This window comes from Pseudomonas sp. LBUM1648, from assembly GCF_059716145.1.
In genome coordinates this window covers 4,477,016-4,502,310 of record NZ_CP166808.1, presented here as the reverse complement: position 1 = coordinate 4,502,310, position 25,295 = coordinate 4,477,016, and the positions used below count along the sequence as shown (strand labels likewise).

The window sequence follows — 25,295 nt, the reverse complement described above, 5'->3', positions numbered from 1 at the left end:
GGGACTCAGACCTTTTCATCGATTCTTTTGGCATCGATTGCGGCATTGCGTGCGGCCACAATGGCTGCATCCGAGGCCGGCGTGCCCAGCTCACCTTTGCGCCATAACTGATGCGAGAAAAGGCCGTCTATGGCTTCAGCGCTGGGCGTCTTGCCCTTGGGCAGAAAAAGGGCTGCCATATCAATGGTGTTGGCGAAGTTTTCTTTGGTCAGGTTGTACTTGCCCAAATGGCTGCCTCCCCACCCGGCATCCGCCGCGACCAACTCGATGGACGTGTCCCGATAACTGAGTGCCGCCGTTTTCAATGCGCCTGAGGCATTGAGCAGTGAGTTGAGTTGATCCATGTCTGAAGCGCTCAGCTCGTTGTCGGGGTTCAGCGCTTTGAGGTTGCCATCGGCTTCAACAGTAAAGCCGAATTTCTTGTTGGCGATATCCGGGAAGGTGTAACTCAAGGCCGATTTGAAGTCTTCAAACGCCAGTTTCAGCGATTCGTGGGCGTTTTTGTGCTGTTCGGCAATTTGAGGGAAGTCAGCTGCCTGGGATCGGCCGAGCCAGACATCGATCGCTTCCATGGTCGGGCTGATTGTCTGGGCTTCATCACTGGGATGATAAACCGCCGCCGGATTGAGGTTGACCGCCGTCTTTTTGAGGTCTTCGCTGAGCGACGCTGTTGTCAATGGTTGGGCTGTTTTGCTCAGCTCAAAGGCTGATGGCTGGATAAAAGCAGAGTTTAAAGAGATCGCCATTTCGTCATTCCCTGATCGTTGGTTGTCAGCCCTTTATCGGCGAATAGAGGCTTGCCTTTAGTTATAGGGCGACAGTGAGCGTTACTGAATGTGTCGGAGGCATTTCAAAAATCATGCCCCGGGAACCGGGCAACTCATGTCACCTTCTTCACACTTCAAATACTGCTTCAGCGCCTCGACCCGCACCTTGGTCACAGCCGTCATGCAATTGCTGTAAACCCACGGATAAACACTCCCGCCTGTCACGCCGGACGACGAAAACTTGCACTCGGCATCACGAAACCCGATCCACGCCCGCTGCGCATTCACCAACAGCTTCTTGCCATCCGGGTTGTCCTTCAAACGCCCGGTGATCTGCTGATATACCTTATTCAACTCTTTGTCCGCCGCTTTGAAATCCTGGCCGGCACACTGGTTCATGGTGGCTTGGTCGCTGGCATTGGCGCAGTCGACGGCGGCGTGGGCGAGGGCCGGGAAGAGAAATGGCGTCAGGGCCAGGAGCAGGCGTGGGGACATAAGAAATGCTCATTTAAAGTTAAAGAGCAAGCAGTGTAGCCGGACTAAACAGAGTGCCGGGCAGCCGTTTGATACAACTTCAGGTTGGACATGTGGTCATACAAGCCTAGTGTTCAGAACAGGAGGTGACGTGTGAAACCAGTACCTAACAGCTTTGAACGCAAGATAACGCTCAAATCGCCACGATCGCATGTCTGGCGCGCGCTGGTGGATGCCGAGGCGTTCGGCCAGTGGTTTGGCGTAGCGCTGGAGGGCAGACGTTTTATTGCCGGTGAATGGACACAAGGTCAGGTCACATATCCGGGTTATGAACATGTGCTGTGGAATGTGCTGGTCGAGCGGGTCGAGCCGCAGCAGTTGTTTTCATTCCGTTGGCATCCGTATGCAGTCAATCCGAAGATCGACTATTCCCAGGAGCCGACGACGCTGGTCAAGTTCGACCTGCAGGATTACGAGGATGGCACGTTGCTAACGGTGTCCGAATCGGGTTTTGCCCATATTCCCGATATCCGCCAGAAAGAGGCGTATTACATGGACAGCCGTGGCTGGGAAGAGCAATTGAGCAGGCTCGAGCGCTTTCTCGCCGAAAGCGCCAAGGCCCGCCTGCGCGAAGACAGTGACGCTTCGTCGCTCGATGACTGACACGTCTAAGGGTTTTCGGAAGGGCTGCTATGGCGAATGTCTTACACGCGATGGTAGCTATTGCGACTATTGCCGATTGGATCCAGCGCGTAATCTACACACATCAACTGAAGCACAGGGAGTGCTTCAGGATCAGGGATGATCGACCATCTGCAAGGATCGCTGCCGACAGGGAGTCGATAATGGTCTTGGGAAAAACCCGCTTCGGCGGGTTTTTTTTCGTCTGTAAAAAAGTGCTGCGCTTAAACACAAACACCGCCGGATCGCGGTGTTTGTGCCTCGACAGGTTTACGATGCGATCAACTGCCGCAACACATAATGCAGAATCCCGCCCGACTTGAAGTACTCCACCTCATTCAAGGTGTCGATCCGGCACAGCACTTCGATTTTCTCCTGGCGCCCGTCTTCACGTGTGATCACCAGGGGCAGGTTCATCCGCGGCGTCAGTTCGACGCCGCTCAGGCCCAGAACTTCAAAGGTCTCCTTACCGGTCAGGTTCAGGCTCTTGCGGTTCTGATCAAGCTTGAACTGCAATGGCAGCACACCCATGCCCACCAGGTTGGAGCGGTGGATCCGCTCGAAGCTTTCCGCGATCACGGCTTTGACGCCCAGCAGGTTAGTGCCTTTGGCTGCCCAGTCCCGACTTGAGCCCGTGCCATATTCCTGTCCGGCAATCACCACCAACGGCGTTCCCGATGCCTGATAACGCATGGCCGCATCGTAGATCGGCATTTTCTCACCGGTGGGAATGTAAAGGGTGTTGCCACCTTCTTCGCCGCCGAGCATTTCGTTGCGGATGCGAATATTGGCGAAGGTACCGCGCATCATCACTTCATGGTTGCCGCGACGTGAACCGTAGGAGTTGAAGTCTCGCGGCTCCACACCTTTTTCGCGCAGATAGCGTCCGGCCGGGCTGTCGGCCTTGATGTTGCCGGCGGGGGAGATGTGGTCAGTGGTCACCGAGTCGCCCAGCAGCGCCAGTACCCGCGCAGCTTTGACATCCTTGATCTCCGGGAGCGGGCCGGAAATATCGTCGAAAAACGGCGGATGCTGGATGTAGGTCGAGTCGTCCTGCCACACATAGGTTGCCGCCTGCGGCACTTCGATGGCTTGCCACTGCTCGTCACCGGCAAACACCTCGGCGTATTCCTTGTGGAACATCGCGGTGTTGACTTGACTGACCGCGTTGGCGATTTCCTTGCTGCTTGGCCAGATATCACGCAAGTACACCGGATTGCCCTGCTGATCGTTACCCAGCGGTTCGCTGCTGATATCGGTACGCACAGTACCGGCCAAGGCATAAGCCACCACCAGCGGCGGTGATGCCAGCCAGTTGGTTTTCACTAGTGGATGCACCCGGCCTTCGAAGTTGCGGTTGCCGGAGAGCACCGAGGCGACGGCGAGATCGGCTTTCTGAATAGCCTTTTCGATCGGCTCGGGCAAAGGCCCGGAGTTACCGATGCAGGTCGTGCAGCCATAGCCGACCAGAGAGAAGCCGAGCTGGTCGAGGTACTGTGTCAGTCCGGCGGCCTTGTAGTAATCGGTGACCACTTTCGAACCGGGTGCCAGCGAGCTTTTGACCCACGGTTTACGGGTCAGGCCCTTTTCCACGGCTTTTTTCGCCAGCAGCCCGGCCGCCATCATCACGCTCGGGTTGGACGTGTTGGTGCAAGAGGTGATCGCAGCGATGACCACGGCACCGTTTTTCAGGCGATAGGTGTGGCCTTCATATTCGTACTCCGTTTCCCCGACCAGATCGGCATTGCCCACGGCCACGCCGCCGCCACCTTCACTTTCAAGGCGTCCTTCTTCTTTGCTGGTCGGCTTGAATTGCAAATCGAGGAAGTCGCTGAAGGCCTGGGCGACATTCGGTAATGAAACGCGATCCTGCGGGCGTTTCGGCCCGGCAAGACTGGCCTCAACGCTGCCCATGTCCAGCGACAGGCTGTCGGTAAATACGGGCTCCTGACCGGGCAGACGCCACAGGCCCTGAGCCTTGGTATAAGCCTCGACCAGTTTCACCACTTCTGGCGGCCGTCCGGACAGGCGCAAGTACTCCAGCGTGACGTCATCGACCGGGAAGAAACCGCACGTCGCACCGTATTCCGGCGCCATATTGGCGATGGTCGCGCGGTCGGCCAGCGGCAGATCGGCGAGGCCATCACCGTAGAACTCGACAAATTTGCCGACCACGCCTTTCTTGCGCAGCATCTGCGTTACCGTCAGCACCAGGTCGGTGGCGGTAATGCCTTCCTTGAGCTTGCCGGTCAGTTTGAAACCGATCACTTCCGGAATCAGCATCGACACCGGTTGCCCGAGCATCGCCGCTTCCGCCTCGATCCCGCCGACGCCCCAGCCAAGTACGCCGAGGCCATTGATCATGGTGGTGTGGGAGTCGGTTCCAACCAGGGTGTCGGGGAAGGCGTAGGTGCGGCCGTCTTCGTCCTTGGTCCACACGGTGCGGCCGAGGTATTCGAGGTTGACCTGGTGGCAGATCCCGGTGCCCGGCGGCACCACGCTGAAGTTGTCGAAAGCGCTCTGGCCCCAGCGCAGGAAGGCGTAACGCTCGCCGTTGCGCTGCATCTCGATGTCGACGTTCTGTTCGAAAGCGCTGGCGGTAGCGAATTTGTCGACCATCACTGAGTGGTCGATCACCAGATCCACCGGCGACAACGGATTGATTCGCTGCGGATCACCGCCAGCCTTGGCCATGGCGGCGCGCATCGCAGCGAGGTCGACCACGGCAGGGACACCGGTAAAGTCTTGCATCAGCACGCGGGCGGGACGGTACTGGATTTCCCGGTCGGAGCGACGCTCCTTGAGCCAGGCGGCGATTGCCCTGAGGTCGGCGCCGGTGACGGTTTTTTCATCTTCCCAGCGCAGCAGGTTTTCCAGCAGGACTTTCAGCGACATCGGCAGCGTGTCGATATTGCCGAGGCTCTTGGCGGCATCAGGCAGGCTGAAATAGTGGTAGGTCTTGTCGTCGATCTGCAGGGTCTTGAGGGTTTTCAGGCTATCGAGGGACGGCATTACAATCACTCCTTTGAATCCGCACGGCTACGGATTGAGGGGACGGGCAGAGCTAACAACGTAGCCCTGTTTTCAGTAGCTGGCTAATAACTGGACTCTATGGGCAAGTCCAAGGTTCCGACTTCGGCTATCATGCGCCGGTTTTCGTGACAGGCTTTGCTGCAACGCAAGACCTGAGCATCGCGCAGAGGGCGAATAATCGTCCTCTGCCCAGGAGTAAGAATGAACACCCTATTCATGCATTGCCGGCCCGGCTTCGAAGGCGAAGTCTGTTCGGAGATTTCCGACCTCGCGGCGCAGTTGAACGTGGCCGGCTACGCCAAGGCCAAAGCGGCCACCGCGTGCGCCGAGTTTGTCTGCACCGAAGAAGACGGCGCCGAGCGCCTGATGCGCGGTCAGCGTTTCGCCGAGTTGATCTTCCCGCGCCAATGGGCGCGTGGCGTCTTCATCGATCTGCCGGAAACCGACCGCATCAGCGTGATCCTCGCGAACATGGCCGAATTCCCGGTGTGCGGCAGCCTCTGGCTGGAAGTCGTCGACACCAACGACGGCAAGGAACTGTCGAACTTCTGCAAGAAATTCGAAGGCCCGCTGCGCAAGGCCCTGACCGGCGCCGGCAAACTGGTGGATGACGCCAGCAAGCCGCGTCTGTTGCTGACGTTCAAAAGCGGTCGCGAAGTGTTTCTCGGCATGGCCGACGCCGGTAACTCGGCGATGTGGCCGATGGGCATTCCACGTTTGAAGTTCCCGCGTGAGGCGCCGAGCCGTTCGACGCTGAAACTGGAAGAGGCCTGGCACCACTTTATCCCGCGTGATCAGTGGGAAGATCGTTTGCACAGCGACATGACCGGCGTTGACCTCGGCGCAGCGCCGGGCGGTTGGACCTGGCAACTGGTCAATCGCGGCATGCTGGTGACCGCCATCGACAACGGCCCGATGGCCGAAAGCCTGATGGACACGGGGTTGGTGCAGCACTTGATGGCCGACGGCTTCACCTTCAAGCCCAAGCAACCGGTGGACTGGATGGTTTGCGACATCGTCGAGAAACCGGCGCGTAACGCGGCGATGCTCGAAGAGTGGATTGGCGAGGGCCATTGCCGCGAGGCCGTGGTTAACCTGAAATTGCCAATGAAGCAGCGTTACGCCGAGGTGAAGCGCCTGCTTGAGCGCATCGCCGATGGTTTCAAGGCGCGCGGGATCAAGGTCGATATCGGCTGCAAACAGCTGTATCACGACCGTGAGGAAGTGACCTGCCACCTGCGCCGGCACGATGTGAAAAAGACCAAAAGATGACCGAACACCCGGCAATGCGCGACAATGCCGGCCAGTTTCAGGAGTGAATCATGAGTGAAATGATCGACACGCCGGTCGACGGCACCCTCGACGCCACCGGCCTCAATTGCCCGGAGCCGGTGATGATGCTGCATCAGCACATCCGTGATCTGGTGCCTGGCGGACTGCTCAAGGTGATCGCCACTGATCCCTCGACTCGCCGCGACATTCCCAAGTTCTGTGTGTTTCTCGACCACGAACTGGTGGGGCAGCACGAAGAGGCCGGTACTTACCTGTACTGGATTCGCAAGAAGTCCGGCTGACAGACAAAAAAAAGACCTGCAAATGCAGGTCTTTTTTTATGGCTGATCAGCCCAACGAACGACTGATACGAATGCGCTTGCGTGCGCTGCGTGTCAGCCTGATCGACAGCATCAGCGCCGCACAGCTCAAGCCCACGATCAAACCCTGCCACAAGCCGCTCGGACCACGCGGTTCGCCGAGCCAGTCGGTCAGGCCGAGGGCGTAACCCACCGGCAGGCCGATGCCCCAATAGGCAAACAAGGTCAGGATCATCGTCACGCGAGTGTCCTGGTAACCCCGCAGGGCGCCGGCGGCGGTCACTTGGATCGCATCGGAAAACTGGAACAACGCCGAGTACACAATCAACATCGCCGCGATGTGAATCACCGTCGGATCAGCCGTGTAGATCGCCGCAATCGGTTCACGCAGCAGCAACATCATGCTCGCCGACAGACAGGCATAAGCCAGCGCGGTGCCCATGCCGACGCCTGCGGCGAAACGCGCCTCGCGTGGTTCTTCGCGACCGAGAGCCTGACCGACGCGCACGGTCACGGCCATGCCCAGCGAGTAGGGAATCATGAACACCAGTGAGCTGACGTTCAGCGCAATCTGGTGCCCGGCCACCACGGTAGCGCCAAGGCTGCCGATCAGCAGCGCGATCACCGCGAAGATGCTCGACTCGGCAAACACCGCGATGCCGATCGGCAGACCGATCGCCAGCAGACGCTTGATCACCGCCCATTGCGGCCAGTCGAAGCGGCTGAACAGTTCGCTCGAACGATAAGCCGGTGCCCAGCGCTCGTAACCGGCCAGGCCCAGCGCCATCACCCACATCACAATCGCCGTGGCCCAGCCGCAGCCAACGCCACCCATGGCTGGCACGCCGAAGTGACCATAAATGAACACGTAGTTCAGCGGGATATTCAGCGCCAGCCCGCACAGGCCCAGCACCATCGCCGGGCGGGTACGACCGAGGCCGTCACTGAAGCAGCGCAGCACATGGTAGAACGCCACCGCCGGCAGACCACTGGCGATACCGTGCAAATACTGCATGCACGGGCCGATCAGCTCGGGATCGACTTTCATCAGGTGCAGCACCGGTTCGGCGGCAACCAGCATGGTGGTCGCGATCAGTCCGACCACCAGCGCCAGCCACAACGCCTGACGCACGATCGGGCCGATCTCGCTATGGGTGCCGGCGCCGTAACGCTGGGCGACTTTTGGCGTGGTGGCCAGCAGGGTGCCGGTCATCAGCAGGAACACCGGCACCCAGATCGAGTTACCCAGTGCCACGGCCGCCAGATCCTTCGGTCCGACGCGACCGGCCATCACTGCATCGACGAAGCCCATGGCCGTGGTTGCCAGTTGCGCGATGATGATCGGCAACGCCAGGGCGAGCAGGTTCTTGAACTCCAGGCGAATCCGCGCGGGGCGGGTCAGGGAGACGGCGACAGGTTGGTCAGTTACAGAATTCACAGGCAAAGCGTCCACGGAGATTGATGCGCAGGGCGCCGCATTCTACGCCGCTGACGCTTTAGTCAGGAAAAATCCTCTGTTGCGGATTTGTAATCACAAAGCCTGCTGGCCCAACCGTGCATCTGCACCTAAACTGCCGATCCGCCCAAGGAGCCCGCCATGCTGATTGTTGCCGACGAAAATATTCCGCTGCTCGATGCCTTTTTTGAAGGTTTCGGCGAGATCCGCCGGGTACCGGGCCGCTCCATCGACCGTGCGACGGTCGAGCAGGCTGACGTGTTGCTGGTACGTTCCGTGACCAATGTCAGCCGTGCGTTGCTGGAAGGCAGCAAGGTGCGCTTTGTCGGCACTTGCACCATCGGCACCGATCATCTGGATCTGGAGTATTTCGCTGAGGCCGGAATTGCCTGGTCGAGCGCGCCCGGCTGCAACGCCCGGGGCGTGGTCGATTACGTGCTCGGCAGTCTGCTGACCCTCGCCGAAATCGAAGGTGTTGATCTGACTCAACGCACTTTCGGTGTGGTGGGCGCAGGTGAAGTGGGCGGTCGTCTGATCAACGTCCTGAAGGGCCTGGGCTGGAACGTGAAAGTCTGCGATCCGCCGCGTCAGGCTGCCGAAGGTGGCGATTACGTCAGCCTGGAGCAAATCATCGAGCAGTGCGATGTGATCAGCCTGCACACGCCACTGACCCGCAGCGGTGATGGCGCGACGTGGCATCTGTTCGATCAGCAACGTTTGCAGCAACTCAAACCCGGCGCGTGGCTGATCAATGCCGCACGCGGTCCGGTGGTGGATAACGCTGCACTGCGCAAAGTGCTGCTGGAGCGCGAAGACCTGCAAGCTGTTCTGGATGTCTGGGAAGCCGAGCCCGAGGTCGACGTGTCACTGGCTGATCTCTGCGTCCTGGCCACGCCGCACATTGCCGGTTACAGCCTCGACGGCAAACAGCGCGGCACAGCGCAGATCTATCAGGCTTACTGCGACTTTATCGGTGTGCCTGCAAGCATCCAGCTCACTGACTTACTGCCAGCACCCTGGTTGTCGGAAGTGACCTTGCATGCTGACAGCGATCCGGCTTGGGCGTTGGCGATGTTGTGCCGTGGCGTGTACGACCCGCGCCGGGATGACGCAGATTTTCGTCGCAGCCTTGTAGGCAATGTCAGCGAGCAGCGTGCGGCGTTTGATGTGTTGCGCAAGCAGTACCCGGTTCGGCGCGAGATTGAAGGGCTGAAAGTACGGATCGCCGGGGATTCGCCAGTGTTGCAGCAGATTGTGGCTGCGCTTGGCGCGGTGGCAATCTAAGCCACCGCACTGGCAGACAGAAAAAACCCGGCCAAAGGGGCCGGGTCAGGAAGACGGTGGCTATATCACTTTTGTTCGGCAGGCTTGACCAATCGCTTATCCAGTTCGCGGCAGGCGTCCTGGATCATGTCTTCAGTGATCGGTACTTCGCGCCCCTGTTCATCGATAATCGAGCAACCCAGAGTCTGGCCGGGCTTGGTGCGGATCACTTCAATCTTGTCTTCGCTGCTTTGTTGCAAGGACATGGCCTGTCTCCTCATCAGGTTGTGCGCCTAGGTTAAAACCCCCACGTGACCGGGCTGTGACAACTCCCAGCGGTCTGTCGGCGGCGGCATCTCCACTCAAACAGAAATGACCGCTCGTCTCAACCGGGACTTTAGACCAATAGCAACTATGGCCTAGTCTTTGGGGGCATATTTAACCTGACTCATTGTGATTTACAGAGTTCCACCCCATTGAGTTTGTACGCTGGCCCTATTCATCCGCACAGATGTGAACCCGAATGATCTCGATGCTTTCCTCAAGGCACCGGCGCGCCCTGCGCCTGACCAGCCATTTTCTTGCGCCGTATCGTTGGCAGGCCTTCGGCGCGCTGCTCGCGTTGATCCTCACCGCTGGTATCACTCTGTCGATGGGGCAGGGCATCAAACTACTGGTCGATCAGGGATTCATGACCCAGTCGCCGCACCTGCTCAATCAATCCATTGGCCTGTTCATGCTGCTGGTGCTTGGTCTGGCGGTGGGTACATTTGCCCGGTTCTACTTGGTGTCGTGGATCGGCGAGCGTTGTGTGGCGGACATTCGTCGACAGGTGTTCAACCATCTGGTGTACCTGCATCCGGGGTTCTACGAGGACAACCGCAGCTCGGAAATCCAGTCACGCCTGACCGCTGATACGACATTGCTGCAATCGGTGATCGGCTCGTCGCTTTCGCTGTTTCTGCGCAATCTGCTGATGGTCATCGGCGGCGTGGTGTTGCTGTTTATCACCAATCCAAAACTTACCAGCATCGTCGTTATCGCCCTTCCATTGGTGATCGCGCCGATCCTGATCTTCGGCCGCCGCGTGCGTAACCTGTCGCGGCTGAGCCAGGACCGGATTGCCGACATTGGCAGTTACGTTTCCGAAACCCTCGGCCAGATCAAAACCGTGCAAGCCTACAACCATCAGGTACAGGACGAGCAGCGCTTCGCCACCACTGTCGAACAGGCTTTCGAAACGGCGCGCAAACGAATCTTCCAGCGGGCATGGCTGATCACATTGGTCATCGTGCTGGTGTTGGGGGCCGTGGCGGTCATGCTGTGGGTCGGCGGTATGGACGTGATTGCCGGGCGAATTTCTGCCGGTGAACTGGCCGCGTTCGTCTTCTACAGCCTGATTGTCGGCAGCGCTTTCGGCACACTGAGTGAAGTGATTGGCGAGCTGCAACGCGCGGCCGGCGCCGCCGAGCGGATTGCCGAATTACTGCGCTCGGAAAATATTATCCAGCCGCCAACCTCCGGATTGGTAACGTTGCCTGCGCGGGTGAGGGGCGAATTGGAGCTGCAGGATGTAAGGTTTTCCTACCCTTCAAGGCCAGAAAGCTACGCCGTCGACGGTTTGAATCTTACGGTCAGGGCAGGCGAAACCCTGGCATTGGTGGGGCCGTCCGGTGCCGGTAAATCCACGGTGTATGACTTGCTGTTGCGCTTCTACGATCCCGGCCAAGGCCGGATTCTGCTCGATGGCGTGCCATTGACGAGTCTGGATCCGCTGGATCTGCGTCGCTGTTTCGCCCTGGTTTCACAAACGCCGGCACTGTTTTTTGGCAGCGTGGAAGAGAACATCCGTTATGGCTGTCCGACGGCGACGCTGGAGCAAGTCAAGGAGGCGGCGCGGATTGCTCATGCTCACGACTTTATTGAGCAGATGCCCGACGGATACCAGACCCATTTGGGCGATGGCGGTCTCGGACTCTCCGGCGGCCAGCGTCAGCGGTTGGCTATCGCCCGGGCGTTGTTGGTCGACGCGCCGATCTTGCTACTCGACGAAGCTACCAGCGCCCTTGATGCGCAAAGTGAACACCTGATTCAGCAAGCCTTGCCGAGCCTGATGCACAACCGCACCACACTGGTCATTGCCCATCGTTTGGCCACGGTGAAGAATGCCGACCGGATTGCGGTGATGGATCAGGGCAAGCTCGTGGCAATCGGTACGCATCAGGAATTGATTGTGAGCAACCCGTTGTATGCACGGCTGGCGTCATTGCAGTTCAGTGATGGCCAGCACGCGACAACCAACTAGTTGGCGCCCCATAAAAAATGCCCGCATTTCTCAATGCGGGCATTTTCGTTTAATCGAACCGTAGTCGATCACTGATCATCAAAATAGCGTTCATGCCAATCCACCAGCGGTTGCGGCGAATTGAGCTTCTGGCCGTAGATCACCGAATAAGACAGCACGTTTTGCACGTACTGGCGGGTTTCGTCAAAGGGGATGCTTTCCACCCACACGTCGAAACTCAGGTGATCAGCGCCGCGCAGCCACTGACGTACGCGGCCGGGGCCGGCGTTATAGGCGGCGGAAGCGAGTACGCGGTTGCCGTTGAACTGGCTGTGCACCTGGCTCAGATAAGCAGCGCCGAGCTGGATATTCTTGTCCGGATCGAGCACTTGCTGCGGCGAGGCCAGCGGAATGCTGAACTTGCGCGCGGTTTCCTTGGCGGTGCCGGGCATCAATTGCATCAGGCCGCTGGCGCCGACGCCGGAGCGGGCGTCATCCATGAAGGCACTTTCCTGACGGGTGATGGCGAACACCCAACTCGAATGCAGGCCGCGAACCTTGGCTTCCCGCACGAGGGTTTCGCGGTGGGCCATCGGGAAGCGAATATCCAGATCGTCCCAGTACTGCGCCTGACTGATGGTGCGGATCGCCGGGAAATACCACTTCAGGTCGTAGGCAAGTTTGGCCTGGGCGACCATTTCGTCACGGTTGAAGTGGCGGCTGACGTGATACCACTCGCGGCGACCGTCGACGATCTGCCCGCGGGCATGGAATTCCAGCGCGCGGCGCACGCCCGGCGTATTGCGTACCTTGTTGATCAGCGCCTGACTGAGCACCAACGGCTTATTATTCAACGAGTACGGGGATTGGGAGCGATCGGCGGCGAGGAAGCCGTAGAAATCACGTTCTCGGGCGAGCCCTTTGTACAGCGTCTGTGCTTCCGGGTTTTGCGGTTGCGCCAGTTCCAGGCTGCGTGCCTGCCAGTAACGCCAGCGATTGGTGGTCGCCAGATCCTGCGGCAGGCGGCGGGTCAGTTGATAAGCGTCGTCCCAGCGAGCCAGGCGCAGCAACAGGCGCAGGCGCCATTCCGATACCGTGTTGTCACGCAGTTCCGGATCATATTTGGTCATCACGTCCAGCGCGCGGCTGTCGAAACGCCGAGCCAGAGTCAAGCCGATTTCCCGGGCGATCGCGACTTTCTCATCGCGGGAGAAATGCATGCTGCTGGCGTAACCGTCGAGCAACGCCATGGCCTTTTCCGGATCCTGACGGGCCAGGCGGCGCAGGCCAAGGCTGACCACGTCGGACATCGGCTCATCGGCCGGGGTGAAGCGCGATTGTTGATTCAACAGCTCGGGTTTCTGCGCCACATCGACCAGCAAACGACCGCGCGGGGCGAGGGTGCTCAGGCCGTTGACCAAGCTGTTGGCCAGCGGATAGTTGCGCGCCTGAGCCGCAAGTTTGGTGCGCTCCCAGCGTTTCTGTTCGGTCAACTGGCCGTCGGCGGCCCAGATGCCAAACAGCGCATCACATGCGGCGGGTTGCGATTTGCCAGTCAGCCAGAGCTTGTCGGCATTGGCGTAGCCCTCGGCTTTTTTACCGTGGGTGATCTGGTACTGCGCATTGAGGCAGTCCAGTTCAGTGAAGTTGAGTTTCGGGTCGTAATACTTGACGAAGGTCGCCCAGTCCCCACGGTCGGCGAGCCAGCGCAACCAGCGCAGCTTCATCCAGTTGGCCTGGGGCAGGTCGCCGTGTTCGGCGAGGAATTTCTCGATTTCCGCGTTGCTCGCGGTTTTCAGGCGCGCGGTCAGTTCGTCGTAGGCCAGATACGGTTCCAGCGGATAATCGGCCAGAGCCTGGCTGTATCGGAAATACGGGCCGGTATCGCCCTTGGCCAGCGCGCGCTTGGCTTCATCGTAATACTGGCGCTGGGTGGACAGGTCCACCGCCTGGGCGGATTGAACGGCAGTGGCGGTAAGTAGCAAACAGGACAAAACACTGAGAAGGCGACTGCGCATGAGACATCCGGGCAGAGAAATCATGACAAGTGCCGACAAGGATCAGCACTGAATTGTCTGTAGCTTAGCCTTTTGCCAGCAAGCGGCGAAAGCTTTGCCGGCCTCGCAGCACAAGTTCGCAACAAATGTTGTGCAGAGTGCTTCAACAGACAAATTGCCGGCCTGTTGAAGCCCTATCTCAGGTAGAATGCGCGCCCGGTTTTTGGAGAAGCTCATGACCCTGCTCAAATTCAGCGATGTGTCCCTTGCATTCGGCGCGATGCCGTTGTTGGACAAGGTGTCCTGGCAGATCGCCCGTGGTGAGCGGGTGTGCATCATCGGCCGCAACGGCACTGGCAAGTCCAGCATGATGAAACTGGTCAAGGGCGACCAGAAGCCCGATGACGGCTCGGTGTGGCGTGCCCCCGGTCTGAAAATCGGCGAATTGCCGCAAGAATTGCCGGTGGCCGACGAGCGGACGGTGTTCGACGTGGTGGCTGAGGGCCTCGACGGCGTTGGCGCATTGCTCGCCGAGTACCATCACCTGAGCCAGAACATCGTCACCGACGCTGATCTGGACAAGCTGATGCACGTCCAGCACGACCTCGAAGCCCGTGACGGCTGGCGCTTGCAGACTCTGGTCGACAGCACCCTGAGCCGCCTGCAACTGCCGGCCGACAAGACCCTCGCCGAACTGTCCGGCGGCTGGCGTCGTCGCGTACTGCTTGCGCAGGCGCTGGTGTCCGAGCCGGATTTGCTGCTGCTCGACGAACCGACCAACCACCTGGACATCGGTGCGATTGCCTGGCTTGAAGAAGCATTGAAGGATTTCCAGGGCGCCGTGTTGTTCATCACGCACGACCGTTCCTTCTTGCAAAACCTCGCCACGCGCATCCTGGAACTGGATCGCGGCGGCCTGATCGACTGGAACGGCGACTACGCCAGCTTCCTCGTGCACAAAGAAGCCGAGCTCGCTGCCGAAGCCACTGCCAACGCGCTGTTCGACAAGCGTCTGGCCCAGGAAGAAGTGTGGATCCGTCAGGGCATCAAAGCCCGTCGTACCCGTAACGAAGGCCGCGTGCGCGCCCTGAAAGCCCTGCGCGTCGAGCGCAGCGAGCGTCGTGAGCGTACCGGCAAGGCCAACATTCAGCTGGATACCGCCGACAAATCCGGCAAGCAGGTGATGGTGCTCGAGAACGTGAGCTTTGCTCATCCGGGCGGCCCGTTCCTGATCAAGGATTTCTCGATGGTTCTGCAGCGCGGCGACCGTATCGGTCTGCTTGGCGCCAACGGTACCGGCAAGACCACCCTGTTGAAACTGATGCTCAACGGTCTGCAACCGACCAGCGGTAAAGTGGAAGAGGGCACGCGCATCGACGTGGCTTACTTCGACCAGTTGCGTCATCAGCTGGATCTGGAAAAAACCGTTATCGACAACGTCGCTGAAGGTCGCGACTTCATCGATATCGACGGTCAGAGCCGCCACGTACTGAGCTACCTCGGCGACTTCCTGTTCAGCCCGCAGCGTGCCCGCACGCCGGTCAAGGCGCTGTCGGGTGGTGAGCGTGCGCGCTTGCTGCTGGCCAAACTGTTCAGCAAACCGGCGAACCTGCTGGTTCTCGACGAACCGACCAACGACCTCGACGTGGAAACCCTCGAGCTGCTCGAAGAAGTGCTGCTGACCTTCAACGGTACTGTGCTGATGGTCAGCCACGACCGGGCATTCCTCGACAACGTGGTCACCAGCACACTGGTCTTCGAAGGTGAAGGCAAGGTGCGTGAATACGTCGGTGGTTATCAGGACTGGATCCGTCAGGGCGGTTCGCCGCGTCTGTTGGGCGTGACCGAAAGCAAGTCGGGTAAGGCGGATCTGAATTCGGCGGTGGTAACTGCCGAGCCCGCGCCGGCAGCCGCTGCTCCGGCAGCCAAGAAGAAGCTCAGCTATAAGTTGCAGCGCGAGCTGGAAGCCTTGCCAGGCGACATCGACGCCAAGGAACAGCAAATCGCAGCGGTTGAAGCTGAAATGGCCGAAGGTGGTTTCTATCAGCGCCCTGCGGCCGAAACCGCCAAGGTGATTGCATCGCTTGAGCAGTTGCAGGCCGAACTGGATGCTCTGGTGGAGCGCTGGGCCGAGCTGGATGCCTGATTGATCCGGCAATAAAAAAGCCCGGCCTCATTCGCGTGAGGCCGGGCTTTTTGCAGGAACTGCCGAAGGGTTTAGCGTTTGACCAGATGCACCGCCAGCACATCACAAGGCGCGCCGTGCAGTACATCGTTGGCGGTCGAGCCGAGCAGCAGCGCCAGACCATGCCGGCCGTGACTGCCGACCACGATCAAGTCGCAGGTCTTTTCCTTGGCGAAATGGTGGATTTCCTGGCGCGGCTGGCCGTAGGCCAAGTGGCAGTTGGCACCTTCGAGTTCGGAGTACTTGAGCTTCAGGCGCTCAAGGCGTTCCTTGGCTTGATCGAATTGCTGCTGTTGCAGTTGTGACAGGTCCATCGGCACGTCGCCGCCGAATGCCATGGCCATCGGTTCGACAATATGTACCAGCGACAGCTGGGCGCCATTGCTCACCGACAGCTCTCGGGCGCGGTGGATAACAGGGTCGCACTCTTCGGTCAGATCTACGGCGACCAGGATGTGGTGGTAGGGCATGAGGTGCTCCTCCTGAGGTTTCAATATTGGTAAGTATGGCTGGTTTCAAGCGCATTGGTTCCAAAGTGACGCAATGGGCTCATCAAGATTCGGGAGTACAGATATGACGGTCTGGATAGTGGTGTCAATCCTGCTGGTGGTATTGAGTCCGCTGGCGTGGTTGCGCCCATCGCGGGCGCAGAGTGGCCGCATCGCCCTGCGCATGGAGGCTCGGCGCATCGGCCTGGCCATGCAACTGGCACCTCAGGAATGGCCGCACTGGCTGTCGCAAGAGCCGCCGAGCCCTTGTGCGCAGTACCATCGGCCGCGCCGTGGCAATCAGCCGGCGTGCTGGACGTACTGGCAGAAATCGCCGGGCGTGTGGGTCAATCAGTGGCAAGAAGTCTGCGAAGATGGGGCGTTGCTCAATCATTTCGAAAAATTGCCGGACAACGTCTTCAAGGTGGAGGCGGACAAGCAGATGATTGCTTTGTATTGGGGCGAGAAGGGCGAGGCGACGGTTTTGAAGGAAATCGACGCCACACTGAAAGCGCTGGCGTGACTCGCGGAATTTTCGCACTGCAACGGTGCGAAGGGTCCGGCAGACGAGCAATAAAAAGCCCGACATCATTCATCGGGCTGGGTTGGCCAGGCAGGCCGGTAACTCTTTTTCACTGAAGTAACGTCGGTAAGTCAGCAAATTTTTCTGTAGTCCTGCCAGCGTAGCCTGTTAAACAAGGCTTGCCGCGAATTAGGGCGACTTTTCTAACTATTGATCTTATGAATGGCTGCACATGCAGACGCGTGTGGCTGGTCTTCGTGGTACGGAAATGACCGCAAAGTCGCATTTCAACCCGTATTTTGGGCGATTGACAATTGTTGGAAATTCCGTGAAGGTGACGTACCCAAATCAAACGGGCGTATGAATTGAGCGTTTGTCTTACAGAGCGCTCCTACAGAATCCCGACTATCGCGTTGGCGGGTGTGCCGGGTGGATTGGCGTCAGCATCGACGAAAAAGCGTCCTGCCGAGCCATTCGCCTGCGTCCGACGTGTACTGTTCAGCTTCCATATCGTGGAGATCAGTTGATGATTTACGAAGGTAAAGCCATCACGGTTAAAGCTCTTGAAAGTGGCATCGTCGAATTGAAATTCGACCTCAAGGGTGAGTCCGTCAACAAGTTCAACCGTCTTACCCTGAACGAACTGCGTCAGGCCGTAGACGCCATCAAGGCAGATGCTTCGATCAAGGGCGTGATCGTCAGCAGTGGCAAGGACGTGTTCATCGTCGGCGCCGACATCACCGAATTTGTCGACAACTTCAAGCTGCCGGATGCCGAGCTGGTTGCTGGCAATCTCGAAGCCAACAAGATCTTCAGCGATTTCGAAGACCTCAACGTTCCGACCGTCGCCGCGATCAACGGTATCGCACTGGGTGGCGGTCTGGAAATGTGCCTGGCGGCTGACTACCGCGTCATGTCCACCAAGGCCAAGATCGGTCTGCCGGAAGTCAAACTGGGTATCTACCCAGGCTTCGGCGGTACTGTGCGTCTGCCGCGCCTGATCGGTGTCGACAACGCTATCGAGTGGATTGCCGCCGGTAAGGAAAACCGCCCTGAAGACGCCCTGAAAGTCAGCGCAGTCGACGCCGTGGTTGCTCCAGAGAAGCTGCAGGAAGCTGCCCTTGAACTGATCAAACGCGCCATCTCCGGCGAGTTCGACTACAAGGCCAAGCGTCAGCCGAAGCTGGAAAAGCTCAAGCTGAACGCCATTGAACAAATGATGGCTTTCGAAACCGCCAAAGGTTTCGTGGCCGGTCAGGCTGGCCCGAACTACCCGGCGCCGGTTGAAGCGATCAAAACCATCCAGAAAGCCGCGAACTTCGGTCGTGACAAGGCGCTGGAAGTTGAGGCTGCAGGTTTCGTCAAACTGGCCAAGACCTCTGCCGCGCAGAGCTTGATCGGTCTGTTCCTGAACGATCAGGAGCTGAAGAAAAAGGCCAAGGCCTACGATGAAATCGCCAAGGACGTGAAGCAGGCAGCCGTACTCGGCGCCGGTATCATGGGTGGCGGTATCGCTTATCAGTCGGCCTCCAAAGGCACGCCGATCCTGATGAAGGACATCAACGAGCACGGTATCGAGCAGGGTCTGGCCGAAGCCGCCAAACTGCTGGTTGGCCGCGTTGATAAAGGTCGCATGACCGCAGCGAAAATGGCTGAAGTACTCAACGGCATTCGTCCGACCCTATCCTACGGCGATTTCGGTCACGTCGACCTGGTGGTCGAAGCTGTGGTCGAGAACCCGAAGGTCAAGCAAGCCGTGCTGGCTGAAGTCGAAGACAAGGTCAAAGAGGACACCATCCTCGCGTCCAACACCTCGACCATTTCCATCAGCCTGTTGGCCAAGGCCCTCAAGCGTCCGGAAAACTTCGTCGGCATGCACTTCTTCAACCCGGTGCACATGATGCCGCTGGTGGAAGTGATCCGTGGCGAGAAGTCCAGCGAGCTGGCAGTTGCCACCACCGTTGCCTACGCCAAGAAAATGGGCAAGAACCCGATCGTCGTCAACGACTGCCCGGGCTTCCTGGTCAACCGCGTGCTGTTCCCGTACTTCGGCGGTTTCGCCAAGCTGGTCAGCGCCGGTGTGGACTTCGTCCGCATTGACAAAGTCATGGAAAAATTCGGCTGGCCAATGGGCCCGGCGTACCTGATGGACGTGGTCGGCATCGACACCGGTCACCACGGTCGTGACGTGATGGCTGAAGGTTTCCCGGACCGCATGAAGGATGACCGTCGCTCGGCCATCGACGTGCTGTACGAAGCCAAGCGCCTGGGTCAGAAGAACGGCAAGGGCTTCTACGCCTACGAGGCCGACAAGAAAGGCAAGCAGAAGAAAGTCGCCGATCCGTCGGTACTGGAAGTGCTCAAGCCGATCGTTTACGAGCAGCGCGAAGTCACAGACGAAGACATCATCAACTGGATGATGATCCCGCTGTGCCTGGAAACCGTGCGTTGCCTGGAAGACGGTATCGTTGAAACTGCCGCTGAAGCCGACATGGGTCTGGTCTACGGCATCGGTTTCCCTCCATTCCGTGGTGGTGCGCTGCGCTACATCGATTCGATCGGTGTTGCCGAGTTCGTTGCCCTGGCTGACCAGTACGCTGATTTGGGCGCGCTGTACCACCCGACCGCGAAGCTGCGCGAAATGGCCAAAAACGGCCAACGCTTCTTCGGTTAAGCGCCCCCAACTAGAGTGAGAGTGAACTTATGAGCTTGAATCCTAGAGACGTCGTGATTGTCGACTTCGGTCGTACTCCGATGGGCCGCTCCAAGGGCGGCATGCACCGCAACACCCGCGCCGAAGACATGTCGGCGCACCTGATCAGCAAACTGCTGGAACGCAACGCCAAGGTTGATCCTGCAGAAGTCGAGGATGTGATCTGGGGCTGTGTAAACCAGACCCTGGAGCAGGGCTGGAACATTGCGCGCATGGCGTCGCTGATGACCCAGATCCCGCACACCTCGGCCGGTCAGACCGTCAGCCGTCTGTGTGGCTCGTCGATGAGTGCTCTGCACACTGCTGCGCAAGCGATCATGACCGGCAACGGTGACGTCTTCGTGGTTGGCGGCGTCGAGCATATGGGTCACGTGAGCATGATGCACGGTGTCGATCCGAACCCGCACATGTCGCTGTACGCGGCGAAAGCCTCGGGCATGATGGGCCTGACCGCTGAAATGCTTGGCAAAATGCACGGCATTACTCGCGAGCAGCAAGATGCTTTCGGCGTGCGTTCCCACCAGTTGGCCCACAAGGCTACTGTGGAAGGCAAGTTCAAAGACGAAATCATCCCGATGCAGGGCTATGACGAGAACGGTTTCCTGAAACTGTTCGACTACGACGAAACCATTCGTCCGGAAACCACCCTGGAAAGTCTGGCGGCCCTTAAGCCTGCCTTCAATCCAAAGGGCGGCACCGTGACTGCCGGTACTTCGTCGCAGATCACCGATGGTGCTTCGTGCATGATCGTGATGTCGGCGCAGCGTGCGCAGGACCTGGGTATTCAGCCAATGGCGGTGATCCGTTCGATGGCAGTAGCGGGTGTGGATCCGGCGATCATGGGCTATGGTCCAGTTCCGGCGACACAAAAAGCCCTGAAGCGTGCGGGCCTTGGCATCAACGATATCGACTTCTTCGAGCTTAACGAAGCTTTCGCCGCACAGGCTCTGCCAGTGCTGAAAGATCTGAAAGTACTCGACAAGATGAACGAGAAGGTTAACCTGCACGGCGGCGCGATCGCCCTGGGTCACCCGTTCGGTTGCTCCGGTGCGCGTATTTCCGGCACCCTGCTGAACGTGATGAAGCAGAATAGCGGCACCTTCGGGGTGGCCACTATGTGCATTGGTCTCGGCCAAGGCATCTCTACCGTCTTCGAACGCGTTTAAGCGTCTCGTCGATGGAAGCCGGGGCCAAGTGCCCCGGTTTTTGTTTTTGTGGATTTATTTTGTTTTTATTTTGAAAAAATTTGAGTGAGGGCCAAACCATGCCGATACAACCTGGGCTCTACCAACATTACAAAGGTCCGCAGTACCGTGTATTCAATGTTGCGCGGCATTCCGAGACTGAAGAAGAAGTGGTCTTTTACCAAGCCCTGTATGGCGATTACGGCTTTTGGGTGCGTCCCTTGAGCATGTTTCTGGAGTCGGTCGAGGTTGACGGCGAGCAGGTGCCACGCTTTGCTTTGGTGCAAGCCGAACCGAGCCTTTTTTCCAAGGCCTGAGGCGAGTGCGCACAGAACCCTGTGCTTGACCTCACCTTGTATCAACTATATATAGCGGTGCCGCGTCAGGCGCCAACCGCCTTTCACTTCTAGAATTCAGGAATTTTCTGATCCATGGGCAAATCGCTGGTCATTGTGGAATCCCCGGCTAAGGCCAAGACCATCAACAAGTATCTGGGTAACCAATACGTGGTGAAGTCGAGTATCGGCCATATCCGAGACCTGCCCACCAGCGGTTCGGCTAGCGCCAGCAAAGAGCCAGCCGCCAAGCGCGGCAAGGCTGCCGCAGGCGAAGGTCCGGTGCTCACGCCGAAGGAGAAGGCGCGCAAGCAGCTCGTCTCGCGTATGGGTGTCGATCCCGATCATGGCTGGAAAGCCAAGTACGAGATCCTCCCGGGCAAAGAGAAGGTGATCGAAGAGCTGCGCAGGCTCGCCAAAGATGCTGACACCATCTATCTCGCAACCGACTTGGATCGCGAGGGGGAAGCCATTGCCTGGCACCTGCGCGAAGCCATCGGTGGTGACGACAGCCGCTACAAGCGCGTGGTGTTCAACGAAATCACCAAAAAGGCCATTCAGGAGGCCTTCTCCAAGCCGGGCGAGCTGGACATCGATCGTGTCAACGCTCAGCAGGCGCGTCGCTTCCTCGATCGCGTCGTTGGCTACATGGTCTCGCCGCTGCTGTGGGCCAAAATCGCCCGTGGCCTGTCCGCCGGTCGTGTGCAATCGGTTGCCGTGAAACTGGTGGTCGAGCGTGAGCGTGAAATCCGTGCGTTCAACCCGGAAGAGTACTGGGAAGTGCATGCCGATCTCGGCACCACCAAGGGATCGACAGTACGTTTCGAAGTCGCCCGCGAGAAAGGCGAAGCCTTCAAGCCGCTGAACGAAGCCCAGGCCATGGCCGCGCTGGAGAAGCTCAAATCTTCCAGCTACAGCATCGTCAAGCGCGAAGACAAACCGACCAGCAGCAAGCCGTCGGCACCGTTCATCACGTCTACGTTGCAACAGGCTGCGAGCAACCGCCTGGGCTTCGGCGTGAAGAAAACCATGATGATGGCCCAGCGTCTGTATGAAGCCGGCTACATCACTTATATGCGTACCGACTCGACCAACCTCTCGGCGGATGCCGTGACGATGGCGCGTGCTTATATCGAAGACGAGTTCGGCAAGAAATACCTGCCGGAAACGCCAAACGTCTACAGCAGCAAGGAAGGCGCACAAGAGGCTCACGAAGCGATTCGTCCGTCCGATGCCAATACCATTCCGAGCAAGCTTGCCGGCATGGAGCGTGATGCGGAGCGTCTCTACGAGCTGATCTGGCGTCAATTCCTGGCTTGCCAGATGCTGCCGGCGCAGTACCTGTCGACTACCGTCAGCGTCGGTGCTGGTGATTTCGAGCTGCGCGCCAAGGGCCGTATCCTGAAATTCGACGGTTACACCCGCGTCATGCCGCAAATTGCCAAACCTGGTGACGACGACGTGCTGCCCGATATGGCGCAGGGCGATGTGATGAAGCTGATCAAGCTAGATCCATCGCAGCACTTCACCAAGCCGCCGGCGCGTTACTCCGAAGCCAGCCTCGTGAAGGAAATGGAAAAGCGCGGCATCGGTCGTCCTTCGACCTACGCGGCGATTATTTCGACCATTCAGGATCGCGGTTACGTGACCCTGCATAACCGTCGTTTCTATTCGGAAAAGATGGGCGACATCGTTACCGAGCGTCTGTCGGAGAGCTTCTCGAACCTCATGGACTATGGCTTCACCGCCGGCATGGAAGAGAACCTCGATGACGTGGCCCAGGGCGAGCGCGACTGGAAAAACGTGCTGGACGAGTTCTACGGCGACTTCAAAAAGAAACTGGAAGTAGCCGAAAACCCTGAAAGCGGCATGCGTGCCAACCAGCCGGTAATGACTGACATTCCGTGCACGACTTGCGGCCGCCCGATGCAGATCCGTACCGCATCGACCGGTGTATTCCTCGGCTGCTCGGGCTACAGCCTGCCACCGAAAGAGCGCTGCAAGGCCACTGTCAATCTGGTGCCGGGCGACGAGATCGCTGCGGACGACGAGGGTGAATCGGAATCCCTGGTGCTGCGCGGCAAGCACCGCTGCCCGATCTGCAGCACGGCGATGGACGCTTACCTGCTCGACGAGAAGCGCAAGCTGCACATCTGCGGTAACAACCCGGATTGCGCGGGCTACGAAATCGAAGAAGGCAGCTATCGCATCAAGGGCTACGAAGGTCCGAGCCTGGAGTGCGACAAGTGCGGCAGCGAGATGCAGCTCAAGACCGGCCGTTTCGGCAAGTTCTTCGGTTGTACCAATGCGACGTGCAAGAACACCCGCAAACTGCTGAAAAGCGGTGATGCGGCGCCGCCGAAGATGGATCCGGTGAAGATGCCTGAGCTGAAATGCGAAAAGGTCAACGACACCTACATCCTGCGTGACGGTGCGTCTGGTCTGTTCCTTGCGGCCAGTCAGTTCCCGAAAAACCGTGAGACCCGTGCTCCGCTGGTGATCGAGATTCTGCCGCACAAGGACGAAATCGATCCGAAGTACCACTTCCTGTGCGAAGCGCCGCAGAAGGATCCTGATGGTCTGCCAGCGGTGATCCGCTACAGCCGCAAGACCAAGGAGCAATACGTGCAAACCGAAGTCGACGGCAAGCCTACTGGTTGGAAGGCGTACTTCGACGGTGGTAAATGGACGGTTGAAGACAAGCGCTCTGCAAAGGCCAAGGCTGAGTAAGCGTTAGGCTGATACTGAAAAGGCCGCATGAGAACCTATGGGTTTTCATGCGGCCTTTTTGTTTTGTGCTTGCGGTGAGATCGGCTGATCCACGACACTGTCCGGCCTGTGTGAAGCAATTATTTCGTTGTGGAGACTGCCGTCATGGCCCACGAGTTCTATACCCGTACCAATCAGAAAATCTATTTCGCCGGCCTGTCGCTGGAAGCCTTGGCTCGGGCTGAAGAGGGGCGGGCGATGAACTCCTTGGCGCTGATTCAGGCTGGGCGCGAATCGACGTTGTTCCACTTGTACGGCGCGCTGTTGGGTTTGTGTCACGAGATCGCCGGGTTCTATCGACTGCCGCAGGCCAATGCGCCACGGGCCGAGATGTTGCTGACACGCGAAGTGCTGGAGTCGATTGCCATTCCCGAGCTGGCTGAAATGGTTGAACTGGCGGGCAATCCGGAAACCTGGCTGGCAAAACTGTTGGCAGCGCATTCGGCGCTGTTCCAGCCGCCACGGGCGCCACGCAAGCCCAAGGGTGACGTCACACAGCCATTGATTCAGGCGGTTAACCTGGATGAGGAAGAGGCGCCGCAGGAGTTGAGTCGAGAGGAGCTTGAGAGTTGGCGGCAAAACCTCAAAGGTCTGGCCATTCGTTTTCGCGAAGGTTTGAACGAGTGCTGACGAGGATTGACACGGTGGCAATCTGAAACATGCTGCTGGTCAAGATCCCGAGCGAAGCCTGAATGATGTCTATATACTGCCTGCCTTTCGTGGAGAACAGACCTATATGCCAACGTCCTTTCTAGAAATTGTCGAGTTACCCGACGGCCGAATCGAACTGCGCAGGGCTGAGGACGAGGGTTCTTTGGTGACTCTGGATTTCTCCGAGGATGCCAAGACATTCCTGCAGGGCCAGCACGTGGAAATCGCCAAGGCGATGTTGAGCGTCGGCGTGCAGATGGCAGGCCGGATGATTGAAGGTGAGTTTGATAAGGAAGAAGGGCCTCGGGTTCTTCATTGATTCCCGACTGCTTTTGGTTCCTGTCGATACCGCTTCAGATCGGCTTCTCTATCCATGGAGAAGCCCTGCGCTTCAAACAGCGCACCAAACCAGCCAATCAACCCAATCGAATGTTCAGACTCTGAGCGTCGCCTGTGCGTGCAGCGCTGATCAGTTGTTGTCGTGAACTCGTGTTCAGTGGGTTGAGCCAAGTGACTACCGTATGGCTGCGACCTAGACGCAACGCTTCGCAGGCCAATTGATGAGCACTTTGTGTGCCTCTGGGCTGCAGCAGCAGAATGCGCTCGCGGTTCAGGCCTGCATCCCGCAACCATGATTGGGTCAGGCTGGCGGGTGGCGCAATCAGCGTCAGCCAGCGTGCGTCTTGATCGTCGCTCAATTCGCGAAGTATCGGGGCGAGCAGGTTCAGGCAGCTCCCGGTCGCACCGCGCAGTGACAGCTCACTGAATACTTCGGGTTCGGCATTCCAAGGGCGTTCGACCACGTCTTTCAGGATCGGCGCCATCGGTTGCGCCAGAAACGCTTCGAATAAAGGCAGTTGTGTTTGCTGAGGTGTGTGTGGGAACTGCATAAAGCCTCCT

General features: G+C 58.6%; 21 protein-coding genes. 13 read left to right on the top strand and 8 right to left on the bottom strand.

Annotated features, from left to right (window positions below):
• Positions 1-5: 5 nt before the first annotated feature.
• Together ACA043_RS20345 and ACA043_RS20340 are read right to left on the bottom strand one after the other, a co-directional pair.
• On the bottom strand, positions 6-746 hold the full coding sequence (locus ACA043_RS20345; RefSeq protein ID WP_489880924.1) for a hypothetical protein: 741 nt from the start codon (positions 744-746) through the stop codon (positions 6-8).
• 111 nt (positions 747-857) lie between these two features.
• Positions 858-1,262 carry a lysozyme inhibitor LprI family protein gene (locus ACA043_RS20340; protein WP_401271934.1) on the bottom strand — a complete coding sequence of 135 codons (405 nt, stop codon included), beginning with the start codon at positions 1,260-1,262 and terminating at the stop codon, positions 858-860.
• Between the two features lie 132 nt (positions 1,263-1,394).
• Between ACA043_RS20340 and ACA043_RS20335 the strand changes: the two genes are divergently transcribed.
• On the top strand, positions 1,395-1,904 hold the full coding sequence (locus tag ACA043_RS20335; protein ID WP_187677508.1) for an SRPBCC family protein: 510 nt from the start codon (positions 1,395-1,397) through the stop codon (positions 1,902-1,904).
• A gap of 288 nt (positions 1,905-2,192) precedes the next feature.
• Here ACA043_RS20335 and acnA read toward each other — a convergent pair whose 3' ends face one another.
• Positions 2,193-4,934, bottom strand: a complete 2,742-nt coding sequence (gene acnA / locus ACA043_RS20330; RefSeq protein ID WP_497657808.1) for an aconitate hydratase AcnA — start codon at positions 4,932-4,934, stop codon at positions 2,193-2,195.
• A 222-nt stretch (positions 4,935-5,156) separates the two neighbouring features.
• Between acnA and rlmM the strand changes: the two genes are divergently transcribed.
• Together rlmM and tusA are read left to right on the top strand one after the other, a co-directional pair.
• Complete coding sequence (gene rlmM, locus ACA043_RS20325; RefSeq protein WP_187677510.1) at positions 5,157-6,227, top strand: 23S rRNA (cytidine(2498)-2'-O)-methyltransferase RlmM; 1,071 nt, start codon at positions 5,157-5,159, stop codon at positions 6,225-6,227.
• Between the two features lie 50 nt (positions 6,228-6,277).
• Positions 6,278-6,529, top strand: coding sequence for a sulfurtransferase TusA (tusA, locus tag ACA043_RS20320; protein ID WP_007953079.1), 252 nt, complete (start codon positions 6,278-6,280; stop codon positions 6,527-6,529).
• Between the two features lie 46 nt (positions 6,530-6,575).
• Here the strand turns inward: tusA and ACA043_RS20315 are convergent, their stop codons facing one another.
• Entirely contained in the window at positions 6,576-7,985 is a 1,410-nt protein-coding gene (locus ACA043_RS20315; protein WP_489880928.1) for an MATE family efflux transporter, read from the bottom strand.
• 159 nt (positions 7,986-8,144) lie between these two features.
• On the opposite strand from ACA043_RS20315, the gene pdxB reads away from it, so the two are divergent.
• Positions 8,145-9,287: a 4-phosphoerythronate dehydrogenase PdxB gene (gene pdxB, locus ACA043_RS20310; RefSeq protein ID WP_489880929.1), complete on the top strand. Its 1,143-nt coding sequence runs from the start codon at positions 8,145-8,147 to the stop codon at positions 9,285-9,287.
• 65 nt (positions 9,288-9,352) lie between these two features.
• Here the strand turns inward: pdxB and ACA043_RS20305 are convergent, their stop codons facing one another.
• Positions 9,353-9,532, bottom strand: a complete 180-nt coding sequence (locus tag ACA043_RS20305) for a PA1571 family protein (protein ID WP_401271930.1) — start codon at positions 9,530-9,532, stop codon at positions 9,353-9,355.
• Between the two features lie 257 nt (positions 9,533-9,789).
• On the opposite strand from ACA043_RS20305, the gene ACA043_RS20300 reads away from it, so the two are divergent.
• Positions 9,790-11,571 carry an ABC transporter transmembrane domain-containing protein gene (locus ACA043_RS20300; protein ID WP_497614992.1) on the top strand — a complete coding sequence of 594 codons (1,782 nt, stop codon included), beginning with the start codon at positions 9,790-9,792 and terminating at the stop codon, positions 11,569-11,571.
• A gap of 68 nt (positions 11,572-11,639) precedes the next feature.
• Here the strand turns inward: ACA043_RS20300 and ACA043_RS20295 are convergent, their stop codons facing one another.
• A complete protein-coding gene (locus ACA043_RS20295) occupies positions 11,640-13,568 on the bottom strand; it encodes a transglycosylase SLT domain-containing protein (protein ID WP_489880931.1) in 1,929 nt (642 codons plus the stop codon).
• A 214-nt stretch (positions 13,569-13,782) separates the two neighbouring features.
• Here ACA043_RS20295 and ACA043_RS20290 point away from each other — a divergent pair, with 214 nt between their 5' ends.
• Positions 13,783-15,693: an ATP-binding cassette domain-containing protein gene (locus ACA043_RS20290; protein ID WP_187677516.1), complete on the top strand. Its 1,911-nt coding sequence runs from the start codon at positions 13,783-13,785 to the stop codon at positions 15,691-15,693.
• Between the two features lie 71 nt (positions 15,694-15,764).
• Here ACA043_RS20290 and ACA043_RS20285 read toward each other — a convergent pair whose 3' ends face one another.
• The gene (locus tag ACA043_RS20285) at positions 15,765-16,202 is read right to left on the bottom strand and encodes a universal stress protein (protein WP_489880932.1); all 438 of its coding nucleotides are present in this window, start codon (positions 16,200-16,202) and stop codon (positions 15,765-15,767) included.
• 103 nt (positions 16,203-16,305) lie between these two features.
• Here ACA043_RS20285 and ACA043_RS20280 point away from each other — a divergent pair, with 103 nt between their 5' ends.
• The 7 genes from ACA043_RS20280 to ACA043_RS20250 all read left to right on the top strand — a co-directional run bounded on the left by ACA043_RS20280 (position 16,306) and on the right by ACA043_RS20250 (position 24,714).
• A complete protein-coding gene (locus tag ACA043_RS20280) occupies positions 16,306-16,743 on the top strand; it encodes a hypothetical protein (RefSeq protein WP_489880933.1) in 438 nt (145 codons plus the stop codon).
• Between the two features lie 526 nt (positions 16,744-17,269).
• A complete protein-coding gene (gene fadB / locus ACA043_RS20275) occupies positions 17,270-19,417 on the top strand; it encodes a fatty acid oxidation complex subunit alpha FadB (protein WP_305438885.1) in 2,148 nt (715 codons plus the stop codon).
• A 29-nt stretch (positions 19,418-19,446) separates the two neighbouring features.
• Positions 19,447-20,622 carry an acetyl-CoA C-acyltransferase FadA gene (gene fadA / locus ACA043_RS20270; RefSeq protein ID WP_007910465.1) on the top strand — a complete coding sequence of 392 codons (1,176 nt, stop codon included), beginning with the start codon at positions 19,447-19,449 and terminating at the stop codon, positions 20,620-20,622.
• 98 nt (positions 20,623-20,720) lie between these two features.
• Complete coding sequence (locus ACA043_RS20265) at positions 20,721-20,957, top strand: DUF1653 domain-containing protein (protein ID WP_042560169.1); 237 nt, start codon at positions 20,721-20,723, stop codon at positions 20,955-20,957.
• Positions 20,958-21,071: 114 nt separating this feature from the next.
• Positions 21,072-23,705: a type I DNA topoisomerase gene (gene topA / locus ACA043_RS20260; protein WP_489880934.1), complete on the top strand. Its 2,634-nt coding sequence runs from the start codon at positions 21,072-21,074 to the stop codon at positions 23,703-23,705.
• A gap of 144 nt (positions 23,706-23,849) precedes the next feature.
• The gene (locus ACA043_RS20255; RefSeq protein ID WP_489880935.1) at positions 23,850-24,374 is read left to right on the top strand and encodes a DUF6586 family protein; all 525 of its coding nucleotides are present in this window, start codon (positions 23,850-23,852) and stop codon (positions 24,372-24,374) included.
• A gap of 106 nt (positions 24,375-24,480) precedes the next feature.
• Positions 24,481-24,714 (top strand): hypothetical protein, encoded by a 234-nt coding sequence (locus tag ACA043_RS20250; RefSeq protein WP_008082203.1) that lies wholly within the window; start codon positions 24,481-24,483, stop codon positions 24,712-24,714.
• A gap of 97 nt (positions 24,715-24,811) precedes the next feature.
• Here the strand turns inward: ACA043_RS20250 and sulA are convergent, their stop codons facing one another.
• Positions 24,812-25,285 carry an SOS-induced cell division inhibitor SulA gene (sulA, locus tag ACA043_RS20245; protein ID WP_187677522.1) on the bottom strand — a complete coding sequence of 158 codons (474 nt, stop codon included), beginning with the start codon at positions 25,283-25,285 and terminating at the stop codon, positions 24,812-24,814.
• Between the last annotated feature and the right edge of the window lie 10 nt (positions 25,286-25,295).